12 protein-coding genes and 1 pseudogene are annotated in these 14371 nt (G+C 43.9%); 6 read left to right on the top strand and 7 right to left on the bottom strand.

What is annotated here, in order from left to right; translation table 11 throughout:
- Positions 1–50 precede the first annotated feature (50 nt).
- From HMPREF2794_RS17835 to HMPREF2794_RS17820, 4 genes are all read right to left on the bottom strand, one after another.
- A complete protein-coding gene (locus HMPREF2794_RS17835; RefSeq protein WP_010535507.1) occupies positions 51–476 on the bottom strand; it encodes a SufE family protein in 426 nt (141 codons plus the stop codon).
- Between the two features lie 90 nt (positions 477–566).
- Positions 567–1562, bottom strand: coding sequence for a M20 family metallopeptidase (locus tag HMPREF2794_RS17830; protein WP_010535508.1), 996 nt, complete (start codon positions 1560–1562; stop codon positions 567–569).
- 70 nt (positions 1563–1632) lie between these two features.
- Positions 1633–2541: a S66 peptidase family protein gene (locus tag HMPREF2794_RS17825; RefSeq protein ID WP_010535509.1), complete on the bottom strand. Its 909-nt coding sequence runs from the start codon at positions 2539–2541 to the stop codon at positions 1633–1635.
- Between the two features lie 9 nt (positions 2542–2550).
- Positions 2551–3357: a glycoside hydrolase family 16 protein gene (locus HMPREF2794_RS17820; protein ID WP_010535510.1), complete on the bottom strand. Its 807-nt coding sequence runs from the start codon at positions 3355–3357 to the stop codon at positions 2551–2553.
- Positions 3358–3536: 179 nt separating this feature from the next.
- On the opposite strand from HMPREF2794_RS17820, the gene HMPREF2794_RS17815 reads away from it, so the two are divergent.
- From HMPREF2794_RS17815 to HMPREF2794_RS27935, 3 genes and pseudogenes are all read left to right on the top strand, one after another.
- Positions 3537–4490 (top strand): phosphate acyltransferase, encoded by a 954-nt coding sequence (locus tag HMPREF2794_RS17815; RefSeq protein ID WP_010535511.1) that lies wholly within the window; start codon positions 3537–3539, stop codon positions 4488–4490.
- An 18-nt stretch (positions 4491–4508) separates the two neighbouring features.
- Positions 4509–5570, top strand: coding sequence for a butyrate kinase (gene buk / locus HMPREF2794_RS17810; protein ID WP_010535512.1), 1062 nt, complete (start codon positions 4509–4511; stop codon positions 5568–5570).
- A gap of 41 nt (positions 5571–5611) precedes the next feature.
- Positions 5612–5719 (top strand): annotated as a pseudogene (locus tag HMPREF2794_RS27935) (VOC family protein); the annotation flags it as partial.
- A 1566-nt stretch (positions 5720–7285) separates the two neighbouring features.
- On the opposite strand, the gene pnp reads toward HMPREF2794_RS27935, so the two are convergent.
- Complete coding sequence (gene pnp / locus HMPREF2794_RS17795; protein ID WP_010535515.1) at positions 7286–9412, bottom strand: polyribonucleotide nucleotidyltransferase; 2127 nt, start codon at positions 9410–9412, stop codon at positions 7286–7288.
- A 195-nt stretch (positions 9413–9607) separates the two neighbouring features.
- Between pnp and HMPREF2794_RS17790 the strand changes: the two genes are divergently transcribed.
- The 3 genes from HMPREF2794_RS17790 to HMPREF2794_RS17780 all read left to right on the top strand — a co-directional run bounded on the left by HMPREF2794_RS17790 (position 9608) and on the right by HMPREF2794_RS17780 (position 11850).
- Complete coding sequence (locus HMPREF2794_RS17790) at positions 9608–10759, top strand: TlpA disulfide reductase family protein (RefSeq protein ID WP_055268925.1); 1152 nt, start codon at positions 9608–9610, stop codon at positions 10757–10759.
- Positions 10760–10940: 181 nt separating this feature from the next.
- Positions 10941–11405 carry a transcription elongation factor GreA gene (greA, locus tag HMPREF2794_RS17785; RefSeq protein ID WP_010535517.1) on the top strand — a complete coding sequence of 155 codons (465 nt, stop codon included), beginning with the start codon at positions 10941–10943 and terminating at the stop codon, positions 11403–11405.
- A gap of 52 nt (positions 11406–11457) precedes the next feature.
- Positions 11458–11850: an HIT family protein gene (locus HMPREF2794_RS17780; protein ID WP_010535518.1), complete on the top strand. Its 393-nt coding sequence runs from the start codon at positions 11458–11460 to the stop codon at positions 11848–11850.
- Between the two features lie 88 nt (positions 11851–11938).
- On the opposite strand, the gene HMPREF2794_RS17775 is transcribed toward HMPREF2794_RS17780, so the two are convergent.
- Positions 11939–12859, bottom strand: coding sequence for a DMT family transporter (locus tag HMPREF2794_RS17775; RefSeq protein WP_010535519.1), 921 nt, complete (start codon positions 12857–12859; stop codon positions 11939–11941).
- 5 nt (positions 12860–12864) lie between these two features.
- Positions 12865–14097: an MFS transporter gene (locus HMPREF2794_RS17770; RefSeq protein WP_010535520.1), complete on the bottom strand. Its 1233-nt coding sequence runs from the start codon at positions 14095–14097 to the stop codon at positions 12865–12867.
- Positions 14098–14371 lie beyond the last annotated feature (274 nt).

The following is a 14371-nucleotide window of genomic DNA, read 5'->3' as shown; positions in this document are numbered from 1 at the left end:
TCTTAAAACCGCGTAAATCCGTGTTATCCGTGCCTAAAATGATATGCTTATTATTTTCCTTCTTTCGCCTTAAATGCCAGCGCATACATACGTATCTGCTTTACCATCGACAGCAAACCGTTGCTACGTGTAGGAGACAGATGTTCTCTCAGCCCTATCTTATCTATAAAATAAAGATCAGCATTCAGAATTTCATCAGGTGTATGTCCTGAAAGGACTTTGATTAATAAAGCAATAATTCCTTTTACAATCAAAGCATCACTTTCCGCATTAAATACGATCTTTCCATCCACCTCGTCCGCCTGAAGCCACACACGGCTCTGGCAGCCTTCGATCAGATTCTGTTCGGTTTTATATTTTTCATCGAGTGGTTCCTGTTCATTTCCTAAGTCTATGAGCAGCTGGTATCGATCCATCCAGTCATCGAAGTCGCTGAATTCAGCAATTACTTCGTCTTGTAATTCATTAATTGACATGATGATATTTACGATTTACTGTTTAACAATTTATTAATTCAGCACAAAGCTGTCAGGTCTTTGAAGTAACAAAGAAGCGGACTAACAAGATCACTTTTCATTATAGATTACTTCCAATACCGTCTGTCCGACAGCCTTCAGGGTATTCTTGTCGATATGATCCATAGTATCATTGACAGTATGCCAAGTCGGGGTGAAATCACCATCCGGACTGGTGGGAATGATATCAATCGTCTTGATACGCGCCAGACGGTTGATGAACAGATGATCATCCGTTACCAATCCGCCGTTACCGTCCATGAAAGTTTTTCCGTAACCCAGTTTCTTGGCAGCTTTCCATACTTTCTTATTAATATCCGGTGCAAAATCTTCGGAATAACCTTCTTTCATAAATACGCTGCCTTCGCCACCTACCATATCCAGCAAGATGCCGAAACGTGCATTATATCCCTGCACATGAGAATGACGTGCCCAATATTGGGAACCGAGACACCAGAATTCTTCTTTATGCTTTCCTTCATAGAATTGGGGAGCACCATAATCTTCTGCATCCAGCAGGATAATATCTATACCCAGTTCCGGCTGCTGCTTATTGACCAGACGGGCAATCTCCAACAAAGCACCTACCCCGCTGGCACCGTCGTTTGCCCCCAAAATAGGAGTATGATGATTCTTTGAGTCAGCATCATTATCCGCCCACGGACGAGTATCCCAATGCGCGAACAATGCTATCCTCTTTTTACTTTCCGGCTTATAAGAACCGATAATATTTCTCGCTTTCAGCAGGGTACCGTCATAAGCTATGAGGTCCGCATATTGATTAGTAACCTGAGCACCAAAGGCTTCCAGTTGCTCCGCTAAATAATTTCCACAAGCGACATGCTCTTTCGTATTCGGAACACGGGGACCGAAATCGACCTGATTCTTCACATACAGATAAGCGCTGTCAGCGTCAAATTGAGGTACATTGACCACCACTTTTTCATTTTGCTCGTTCGCACTACTTGTCTTACTGCCTCCACCACAAGAAAAGGCAGAAAACATCATAAAGACACTTGCCAATACTATCATAGGTTTCTTTTTCATCGTCCTTTTATCTATTGAGGCTCCAAAATTAGTCATTTTCAGCACAGTATCGTTCAGATAGAATAGATTATTAACAAATAAACTTTAACTCGACATTCTTCTTTCCGACGGTAAATTCCACTTTTGCGCCATTGATAAGCGGCAGGTTATACGTCACGTGCCCCACCGGGAAGTTAAAACAAACCGGATAATCATACTCTTTCACCAGGTCTGCCAATGCTGCATAAAGCTCCTTACCCAGCGAACAATCTTCTTCATATTCGGTAAACTGCCCGATAATGAGTCCGGATAACTTTTCAAGTACACCGCCCAGCTTCAGGTTGTACATCATACGCTCAATCGCATGAGGGCGTTCGCTCACATCTTCGATAAACAAGACCGTTCCTTCTGCCGGAAGATCATAAGGAGTTCCCCGCAGTCCATAGGCCACTGCCATGTTTCCGCCTCGCAGAGTTCCCTGTGCAGTACCTTGTTTATTCAGTTTATGCTTTTCGCATGTATAAGCGGGCAGATTACCGAACAGGATATCTTTCAGATAGGCCACGCAAGGATCATCTTCCGGTTCCACAGTCAGATGGCGTGCCATCAGCGAATGCAAAGAGGCATAACCATTCTTCTGAAACAGGTTATGCAAGGCAGTGATGTCACTGAACCCCAACAACCATTTCGGATGTTCGCGAAAGGCAGTGAAATCTATCTTATCAATTAAATGTACAACACCGTATCCGCCACGACTGCAAAAAATGGCTTTCACCTTCGGATCATTCATCGCATCCTGCAAATCGCTCAACCGCTGTTTGACCGTCCCCGCATAGCGTCCGGAAGACCCTCCGGCATGTTTTCCTATGGCGACTTTCAAGCCCCACGATTCAATCCGTTTCTTTGCACCTTTCAGAAACTGTTTGTCGATCTTGCTGGAAGGTGATATTATGACTACTTTATCGCCCTTCTGTAAAAAAGGAGGAAGTTGAATTTTCATATTTATGCTCTATTTGAATGATTTCCGTTGATAAAAACGTACCCAGTCCACCTCCATTTCTACCGGAAGGTCTTTGGGATTGACTGCTCCGACCCATGAACCACCCAACTGCATATCAATCAGTAAATAGAACGGCTGATTGAACGGGAATTGCCCCTCCTTCTGCGTCCGTATACGGGGATAAGTAAACGTATGTACATCGTTGACAAAGAACGAAAGACTATCCGGATACATTTCGACAGCGAAAACATTGTAACGATCGGGATGGATCACTCCTGTGGAGTGCGACTTGGGATGATTCTTGATACCTAAAGTATACGTATAATGAGAATGAACCGTCTGGTAAGCGATAGAGTCATCATTCAGACGCTCCATCACATCTATCTCGCCTCCCGACGGCCATTTGGCATTTTCGGGCAACATCCAGATAGCAGGCCAGGCACCTTTTGCGGCATTCAGCCTGGCACAGATCTCGATCCGTCCGTCAGAAAAAGCCTTTTTACCTTTGGTATAAACGCCTCCTGTCAGATAAGGTGCCGTATCATTGGGCAGTGTCTGATTGACAATACCCCTCAGTACCAGTTTGCCTTTACGCATGGCATAGCAGGAATCAAAGTCCGTCATATAATTATTCCAGTCGGATTTCCCTCGCGGAATCTTACTCCAGACCTGCGAGTCAAAGTCCTTCCTTTGATTAAAGTTTTCTTCCCACACCAGCGACCAGCCGGCAGGAATTCTAGCCGTCGTTTTACAGGAAACGAGCATCCAACAAAGGAGTAATGTGCTAATAAACAATAGGTTTTTGAACTGTTTCATTTTGTTTTAAAGTTTAAGGGGGATTTATTTGCAAAAATACAGGAAAAAACGGTTCGGTGTATATCTACACAGTAAAACAACTGAAATATAACAAAATGTTACATAACAGGCGTAACTTTTCGGGTTGCAAGTATTATTTTCTCAATGATTTTTCTGATATTTGCTAAAAATCTAACGTTATGGAACCTATTCAGAACTTTGCCCAGCTAACAGCCCATCTTAAAGAACAGAATCGCAGAAAACGCATTGCCGTAGTCTGCGCCAACGATCCCAATACGGAATATGCTATCACCCGTGCTTTGGAGGAAGGAATTGCAGAGTTCCTTATGATTGGAGACTCGGCTATTCTGGAAAAATATCCCGCACTGAAACAATACCCTGACTATGTGAAAACCATTCACATCGAAGATTCGGACGAAGCGGCACGCGAAGCCGTCCGCATCGTGCGTGAAGGAGGAGCGGATATTTTAATGAAAGGCATCATCAACACGGACAATCTGCTGCACGCCATCCTCGACAAAGAGAAAGGACTGCTTCCCAAAGGGAAAATCCTCACACACTTGGCCGTGATGGAGATTCCGACTTACCACAAACTGCTGTTCTTCTCCGATGCCGCAGTGATTCCACGTCCAACGTTGCAACAACGCATAGAAATGATCTGGTATGCCATCTGCACCTGCCGTCATTTCGGCATTGAACAGCCCCGTGTCGCACTGATACACTGCACCGAGAAAGTCAGCGCCAAGTTTCCGCACTCTTTGGACTATGTGAATATCGTAGAGCTGGCCGAAGCCGGAGAATTCGGGAATGTAATCATTGACGGTCCGCTGGACGTACGCACTTCCTGCGAACAGGCAAGCGGAGACATCAAAGGCATTGTTTCCCCTATCAACGGACAGGCAGACGTGCTGATATTCCCGAATATCGAATCAGGAAACGCTTTCTACAAATCCGTCTCCCTGTTTGCCAACGCGGAAATGGCAGGATTGTTGCAAGGCCCTATCTGTCCGGTGGTTCTTCCTTCACGAAGCGATTCCGGATTGTCGAAATATTACAGCATCGCAATGGCCTGTCTGCAAGTAGCAGGAGACTGCAAATGCAGGGAAGAATTTAACAAAAGTCGTAACTCGTAATTCCTAAAAATAGATTCTATGAAAATACTGGTCATCAACCCCGGCTCCACATCAACGAAAATAGCAGTCTACGAGAATGAAACCCCGTTACTGGTTCGCAATATCAAACATTCGGTGGAAGAATTATCCGTTTATCCGCAGGTGATAGACCAGTTTGAATTTCGGAAGAACCTGGTCCTTCAGGAGCTGGAAGCGAACGGGATACCTTTCGAGTTCGATGCCGTCATCGGACGCGGCGGATTGGTGAAGCCTATTCCCGGAGGAGTGTATGAGGTCAACGAAGCAATGAAACGTGATACGCTACACGCCATGCGAACCCACGCCTGTAACTTAGGCGGACTGATTGCGGAAGAACTCGCCAGTTCCCTCCCCCATTGTCCCGCCTATATCGCCGATCCCGGAGTAGTGGATGAACTGGAAGAGGTAGCACGTATCACAGGCTCGCCGCTCATGCCGAAAATCACGATCTGGCATGCCTTGAATCAGAAAGCCATCGCACGTCGTTTTGCCAAAGAGCAAGATACAAAGTACGAAGAGCTAGATCTGGTTATCTGCCATTTGGGAGGTGGTATTTCCGTAGCAGTCCATCAGCACGGACGGGCCATTGACGCCAACAATGCATTGGACGGTGAAGGTCCTTTCTCACCGGAACGTGCAGGAACGCTCCCTGCCGGACAGCTGATCGACCTTTGCTATAGCGGGCAGCTTACCAAAGACGAATTGAAAAAGCGTATTTCCGGTCGTGCCGGATTGACAGCCCATCTGGGGACAACCGATGTGCCCGCCATCATTAAATCTATAGAAGAAGGCGACAAGAAAGCGGAACTAATATTGGACGCCATGATCTACAACGTGGCAAAAGCAATCGGCGGAGCCGCTACCGTACTTTGCGGAAAAGTGGATGCCATTCTGCTGACAGGAGGTATTGCCTATTCGGATTATATTATCTCAAGATTGAAAAAACGAATTTCTTTTTTAGCTCCTATACATGTCTATCCCGGGGAAGGAGAAATGGAATCGTTGGCTTATAATGCTTTAGGCGCGTTAAAAGGAGAACTGCCGGTGCAAATTTATAAGTAATTGCCGGAAGCATCCGTATTCTTTTCATCCGATAGAATGCCACCTTGTACCTGCGCGATCCTGAAAAAAATCTGATAGAGTTCTTTACCCCTCTGGCACCGGAACAATGTAGCCAGGAACTTCTCGAAGAAGATAAGAAATTTCAATAAGGAATATTGCCAAGAAGAAATGAGTTCACACAAGTGAACCGGGGAAACGACATTGAATGATTCAATCTTATATTAGAAAACTTCCCTATAAGTACAAGACTTGCTTCTGACAAGTACTTAAGTTGCCTGACTCTAGTACTACATTTGAGTAAAAGATGTACAACATCTGAGTGAAAGATGTACCACCTTTATAGTTCACACTATTCTATGGGTATTCTCAGCATTCAGCCCTTTCAGCCTTGCTCGCAAACGCCTTGATAGAAGGCGATAGCGGCTGAAGGCACTATTTTACACCCTAGTGTAAGGGCATTCTGAGTGGGGAGGGGTAGTTTCAGTCCTTTCAGCCTCGGTCGTACATAAACCCCAAAGCTGATTGGTTATAGCTATTCTGCTGACAAGTTATAGTTACTCAACACACGGACTGAATTCTGTAAGCCCGGAGATGGCCTTCACTTACCACCGAGATAAAGGTTACTCACTACCGAGATGAAAACGACTCACCACCGAGATGAAAGCTGGTGGAATACCGGCTTATTCAAATCAATCAATGGATCAATAGTTCAGAAAAAAACAGAGGGTCGGTTTACCTCGGACAGAGCCTTTGTTTGTTCCGAACAGAGACTCTGTTTGGAATAAATACAGGCTCTGTTGAATCGGAAATTATTAGCGTTTGAATCAATTCTTTTTCCGGCTGAAAGGGCTGAAGTTACTTACCCCTCTCAGCATACACCAGAGACGGGGTATAAAATAGTGCTTTCAGCCGCTATCGCCTTCCATCAAAGCGTTTGCGAGCAAGGCTGAAAGGGCTGAATGCGAAATGTCAACACTTTATTGGAGAGGGCTGTGTTCAGCCCAGATTTGACTCCAAGGAGCCTCAAGAATGAATAGTAGTTGGGGATATAGTTCCAGCACGCAGGAGATATAAATCCAATGTACAGGATATATAGATCCAATGTACAGGGTATATATAGCTTGTGTATTGGATGTTATACCCCTCTCAATGGCTGATTGTACATTCATTCCTTATCAGTTACGAACAAAAAAAAGAATAATATAATCCTCATAGCCAGTATTATTTGCTTAGATTCTAAACTTTTTGGGCAAAAAAGCCCTTTCAAAGAAATTTTTCTCATATCTTTGCAACGTGTTAAGTTAATAAATTGATTAAGGTCGATTTTTGACTGTTTCGAATCGGGAAGTATGGGGGTACTTTCCGATTCTTTTTTGTATGGGTAAACTATCATATTCATAATCATTATGTTTTTAAAGATTTTGAACTTACCCGTGCAACGATCATTCAGTACTTTTAGATTCTCTACTGTAATCTTCACATTATACATTTCTCCAATTTAGTAAGAGTGCAGTTGAAAGAAGAACCGTCGAAAGAATATAAGCCTTCCCACCAACGCAGATAATCATAGAAAGGCAGAATAGACTTTTTATACTTCCCCTGCAAAATGTATTTAAAGAACACATCTTTTCGCAGAAAAGCAAAATAACAGACAAAAAAATAGCCCGAATACTTAGTAATCGGGCTATTCCATTATCTAAAAGCGATCTGCTTTTTTACTTCTTTTCCGGTCTTGGCATCAACACTTTTCTTGAAAGTTTGAATTTTCCTGTCTTCGGATCGATGTCGATCAGTTTCACTTCAATCTCATCACCTTCCTTAATTCCGGCTTCTTCTACTGTTTCCAGACGTTTCCAGTCGATCTCGGAAATGTGCAACAAACCGTCTTTGCCCGGCAGGAATTCGATGAATGCACCGTAAGGCATGATAGAGCGAACTTTACCTTTATATACCTCACCTACTTCGGGAACAGCAACGATTGCCTTGATCATGCGCATAGCGTCTTCAATGCATTTCTTGTTTGTTCCGGAAACTTCGATGCGTCCTACACCATCTGTTTCTTCGATAGTGATCACTGCACCGGTTTCTTCCTGCATACCTTGAATGATTTTTCCACCAGGGCCGATTACAGCTCCGATAAATTCTTTAGGAATAGTCATTGTTTCAATGCGGGGAGCATGGTCTTTCAGGTCAGCACGCGGTTCGGCGATAGTCTCAGTGATCTTATCGAGGATGTGCATACGTCCTTCTTTAGCTTGATTCAAAGCGCGTTCCAGAATATCATAAGAAAGACCGTCTACCTTGATGTCCATCTGAGTAGCTGTGATACCGTCTCTTGTTCCGGTTACTTTGAAGTCCATATCTCCGAGGTGGTCTTCGTCACCGAGGATGTCAGACAATACTGCATATTTTTCTTCGCCCGGATTCTTGATCAATCCCATAGCGATACCTGATACCGGTTTTTTGATCTTCACACCGGCATCCATCAATGCCAGTGTTCCGGCACATACGGTAGCCATAGAAGAAGAACCGTTAGATTCGAGGATTTCTGAAACAACACGTACTACGTACGGATAGTCAGCAGGAATCTGTCCTTTCAAAGCACGCCAAGCCAAATGACCGTGACCAACTTCACGACGGCCTACACCACGTTGTGCCTTTGCTTCACCTGTAGAGAAAGGAGGGAAGTTATAATGCAACAGGAAACGTTCTTTTCCATGTTCCAATACATTGTCGATAATCTTTTCGTCGAGCTTGGTACCCAGAGTGACAGAAGTCAGAGATTGAGTTTCACCACGAGTAAAGATAGCAGATCCGTGAGGACCAGGCAGAGGGCCAACTTCGCACCAGATCGGGCGAATTTCCGTAGTCTTACGACCATCCAGACGCTTGCCTTCATCCAAAATAGAACGACGCATAGCTTCTTTCTCTACATCATGATAGTAACGGTCGATCAGCGCAGCTTTCTCTTCGAGTTCTTCTTCAGAGAACTGAGCCTTGAACTCTTCGCGGATAGCATCAAAAGCTTCGAAACGTTCGTGCTTATTATTATTTCCAGAAGCAGCAACGGCATAAGCCTTGTCATAGCAAGCCTCACGAACTGCCTTGCGCAATTCTTCGTCGTTTACTTCATGATTATATTCACGTTTCACCGTCTTTCCTACTTCTTCCATCAACTCCACCTGAGCCTTGCAATGAACCTTGATAGCTTCGTGAGCCACCTTCATTGCTTCCAGCAATTCAGCTTCGGATACCTCGTGCATTTCACCTTCTACCATCATGATGTTATCATAAGTAGCGGCTACCATCAGGTCCATATCAGCTTTTTCCAGTTGATCAAAAGTAGGATTAATTACAAATTGACCATCGATACGTGCTACACGTACCTCAGAAATCGGTCCGTTGAAAGGAATATCTGAAACAGCGAGTGCTGCAGAAGCTGCAAGTCCGGCCAGTGCATCCGGCATGTCTATACCGTCAGCAGAAAAAAGGATGATGTTTACATATACTTCTGCGTGATAATTATCAGGGAATAGTGGACGGAGAGCACGGTCTACGAGACGGCAAGTCAGAATCTCATAATCAGAAGCTCTACCCTCTCTCTTGGTGAAACCACCAGGAAAACGGCCGAATGCCGCAAATTTTTCTTTGTACTCTACCTGTAAAGGCATGAAATCTGTTCCGGGAACTGCATCTTTAGCGGCACAAACAGTAGCTAATAACATGGTGTTTCCCATGCGTAGCATTACAGAACCGTCTGCCTGTTTTGCCAACTTTCCCGTCTCGAGTGTGATGGTTCTTCCATCAGGTAACTCGATCGTCTTAACAATTGGGTTAATCATAAAAATTGTTTTATCTATACTTTTCTTTCAAAATTCCTGCAAAGATATACATTTATCGTTGTAATCAGGTGGAAATGAGCTAAAAAGTTAGATGCTATATGTTTTTTTTGCAAAATAGAGGTGAAGAAGCAGGCAAAAAGCTTTGAGTAATCTCGAAAAGACGTATATTTGCAACTCTTAAAAAACACACGAGATATGAAAAAGATAACTTTTGTAGCGCTTGCCGCACTTACCATTACAGCTTGTAGTTCCGGTCCTGAGTTTGAAGTGAACGGAGACGTATCAGGAGCCGACGGGAAAATGCTTTATCTCGAAGCTTCCGGTCTGGAAGGTATTGTCCCGCTTGATTCGGTAAAATTGAAAGGAGAAGGTACATTCAAATTCAAACAGCCCCGCCCCGAATCGCCTGAGTTTTACCGCTTGCGGGTAGACGACAAAGTCATCAACTTTTCTGTGGATTCTATCGAAACGATACAGATCAAAGCTCCGTACGTCGATTTCTCTACTGCCTACACGGTAGAAGGATCTGACAACAGCAACAAGATTAAGGAACTGACACTGAAACAAATCAATCTTCAAAAGAACGTAAACGACCAACTGAATGCGTTGCGTGCCAATAAACTGGGACACGACACGTTCGAAGAAAACCTGGCAACGTTACTGAAAAATTATAAAGAGGACGTAAAAGTGAATTATATATTCGCCGCTCCCAACACGTCAGCTGCTTACTTCGCCCTGTTCCAGAAATTGAATGATTATCTGATTTTCGATCCGCTGAACAATAAAGAGGACGTGAAATGTTTTGCGGCTGTTGCTACCAGCCTCAACAATGCATATCCGAACGCCGTACGTTCGAAAAATTTGTATAACATCGTGATCAAAGGTATGAAGAATACCCGCCAGCCACAAAGCAAGTCTCTGGAAATTCCACAAGACAAGATCATAGAAACAGGCATCATCGACATTGCTCTGCGTGACGTGAAAGGAAATACCCGCAAACTGACTGACCTGAAAGGAAAAGTAGTATTGCTGGATTTCTCCGTGTTCCAGTCACCGGCAGGAGCACCGCATAATATGATGCTTCGTGAACTATATAACAAGTATGCTTCGCAAGGACTGGAAATTTATCAGGTATCTCTCGACGCAGACGAACACTACTGGAAAACAGCTGCCGGCAACCTGCCCTGGGTTTGTGTGCGCGACGGAAACGGTGTCTATTCTACCAACGTAGCTGTATATAATGTTCGTCAGGTACCGTCCATCTTCCTGATCAACAGAAACAACGAATTGAAGCTTCGTGGCGAAGATATCAAAGACCTTGAAGCATCCGTCAAGTCACTGCTCTAAGTTGTTATAATTTAGCATATTTCATTTAAATATGTTACATAGCATCTTTTTTCACTTGACAGATATCACTTAAAAGGCTATCTTTGCAAAGAAATAATTGAGAAGAGGGTTCCAACATGTGCCATGTTGGAATTCTTTTTTGTTTATATGACCATTTTAAATAAAAAGGAGGAAAAACATCATGGCTTATATGTCAGAAGAAGGTTACAAAAAGTTAATGGCAGAATTGAAAGAACTGGAAACAGTGGAACGCCCTAAGATCTCTGCGGCCATCGCCGAAGCCAGAGATAAAGGCGACTTGTCGGAAAATGCAGAATATGATGCAGCCAAAGAAGCACAGGGGATGCTGGAAATGCGCATCAACAAATTGAAAGCGGTCATCGCAGATGCAAAAATCATAGATGAATCCAAACTAAAGACAGATTCTGTACAGATTCTGAACAAGGTGGAACTGAAGAACGTAAAGAATGGTATGAAGATGACTTATACCATCGTTTCCGAAAGTGAAGCCAACCTGAAGGAAGGCAAGATTTCCGTTAACACCCCGATCGCACAAGGTTTGCTTGGCAAGAAGGTGGGTGATGTTGCAGAAATTACCGTACCGCAGGGTAAAATTGCATTAGAAGTAGTAAACATATCCATTTAACAGTAAGGCAGGTCTCCGTGTGAGGCTTGCCTTCTTTTATCTATCAAAAGTTATGGCAACCATATTCAGTAGAATCATCGCAGGCGAAATTCCTTGCTACAAGATAGCGGAGAACGATCGTTTTTTTGCTTTTCTTGATATCAATCCGTTGGTAAAGGGACATACACTGGTAGTCCCCAAACAGGAAGTAGACTATATCTTCGATTTAAGTGACGAAGACCTCGCAGCCATGCACGTATTTGCCAAACAGATAGCCCGTGCCATCGAAAAAGCTTTCCCTTGCAAAAAGGTAGGCGAAGCGGTTATCGGTCTGGAAGTACCGCACGCTCATATCCACTTAATTCCTATTCAGAAGGAATCGGATATGTTGTTCTCCAATCCGAAACTGAAACTATCGGATGAAGAATTCAAATCCATTGCGCAAGCAATCAACTCCTCTCTATAAAACATGATGATGACATAAGCAAGCGGGCACCTTGAGAAAGGCGCCCGCTTTTTTGTATCATAACCGTCATCTTCTGATGTATATACAACTACTTCTTCAAAGGGTCCGGCGACTTATCTTTACTTTCGGCTACCTCAACCAGATATACACCAATACAGATAAAAATAATAGCGGCTGTCTGCGTCCAGCTAAAACGGTCCTGCCCCAAAGCCAGAGAAGCAATCGTCGCAACAATCAGAATCAGATAACCGTATATTGCCACAACTGTCGTTTTCAGATATTTCAAACCGACCGGAAGCAACATATAGCTGATCGTTGTTGGAAATACAAGTACAAACATCAGAATCAGGAAAGGTGTCCAATGGAACGGCATAGAAAACACCGGTGCATCGAATCCCGTAATAAATGTAACTATAATAGCAGAGACTGCCGCACCGGAAAATGTATATCTCAACATGGTCATCGCCCCGATGGAAGAAAGGATACGCTGGCTAAGTATCAGATAAACTGCATAAACGACAGAACTGAGCAGACAAAGCATATTCCCCATGAAAGCATCGGATGCCAGATCATCACTCTGCTGTGTCAGGATACAGACCAGCGCACCGATCAAACCGATCGAAATCCCGAGAATCTTCTTCCATGTCGCTTTCTCTTTATAAAAGAAGATCATAATCAGAAATACCCAGATAGGCTGAAGACTGGTAAAAATGGAACTGGACACCGGAGTTGTTTTACTCAGTCCGGCCAGATAAAGAAACATAAAGCCATACAGTCCGAATGCTCCCAACAGGAAAAGCAACCATTTATCTTTAGTAGATGACTTCTCCGGCGGCATGAACCATCCGATCACCCAGAATGCAACGGCGGCAAAGGTGCAACGAAGCGTCGCACCCGTCAACGGGCTCATCCATAAGGGAAGCAGATACTTCAAGGCATTCATATTTAAACCGCTGAATATTTTTGATACAGCCATACTCAGATTGGCTTCCAGTTTCTTATTCTTCATCTTTATTATTTCAATTGATCATTAAACAAAAAGGAATCGCGTCGCAGATAGGCCCAGAAGAAAGTAACGACCGTTATCAATAAATTGAAAATGAAAGGAAACTCCTGAGACTGAGTGTGAAACAACTTCTGGAGAAAATCGACAATAAAAGGATATAGCAGTATGGCGAGATAATTCATCATCATCACAAAAGCCAGCGCCAGGGTCGTCTTCTGAGGAAGTGCCGTATGTGTCGTTTTATCATAAAGCATAGGCTGGATAACTCCATATCCCAGCCCGACAAAAAGACCCCCCGGAATAATCATCCATTCGATCGGGGCAATCCAGATCAGAGCCAGCCCCACAGCCATAGATAGTAAGCTGTAAGCTTTGGTACGCTCTTTCAGCTCGTCCACAATCTTATCCAGACAAAATCCCGGAGCCATAATCGCCAAAAAGAAAAGCGATATCATCAGTCCCGAATCACCGCTGGTAAAATGGTGCTTCTCCATCAGGAAGGGCAGATTGAAGATAACTGCCAGCACAATATAGGTGGTCACCCCGTAGAAAAGCATAATCTGGAGCAAGTGCTTAGTATGGATTCCATATTTACTCCCTCCTGTATCTACAGAAGCAGATTGTTCGGGAGAGGAAGTTTCCGATTCAGGCTGCCGGACAACCGATTCATCCTGACGATCCTTCAGATGGCCGACCAGCAGAATCGAAACCAGAGGAAGCAGATAAACCAAAAACGGCAAATGCCAGCTAACTTCCGCCAGATAACCCGTGACGGCTGTAGCTATTACCAATGTAAAATTGGTGATAGCGGAACTCAGTCCGAACTGTTTCACCCGGTAAGCGCCCACAAAGTATTTCGACACCAATCCGGTAGATAAGGGAATGATTAATCCGGCTCCGATGCCCAGCATGGCACTCACTACGATCAGTTGCCACATTCTGTTGGAAATCAGATATAAAATGCCGCTTGCCGCAAAAAGCCAGAGTCCGATCTTCAGGATACGGACCAAATCAACTTTTTCCGTCAGTTTACCGCCCAGAAGGATAAAAGGGATAATCAGCAACGACGGCAACGAAGTCAACATCTGAATATCCAAGTCCGTTGCTTCCGGAAATATTTTAGTAAGGTCGCCCAGTATGGGCGAAACAGCCAGCCCCGGCAGAGAGGTCAGTGCCGAAATAGACCAGATAGCTAGTAAAGTGATGAGAGGTATAGTACCCCTTCCCGTCTGTATTTTCATATACCGGTTCGTTAAAAGTTTAGGTCTGATGAAAACAACAATGACCTTATAAAGTTCAAATGAGGCATTATTGAATACTCAAAAACTGAGTGAAAAACACCCATAAACTATCAGTTTATGACCTAAAAACTATCCGTAGACAGTTTTTAGGTCAAATTCCGTCAGTTTCTCCCCCAACGAACTTAAAAAAATCCCGTAAACTTGCATCATCGAAATTTAACAAAGAATACTCACAATTTAAAAAGCAACGTATATGAAAAGTTTAAGCTTCAGA

It is taken from the genome of Bacteroides sp. HMSC067B03, from assembly GCF_001811315.1.
GTDB lineage: Bacteria > Bacteroidota > Bacteroidia > Bacteroidales > Bacteroidaceae > Bacteroides > Bacteroides faecis.
The sequence above is the reverse complement of the archived record's forward strand: the minus strand, read 5'-3'. Positions and strand labels throughout refer to the sequence as shown.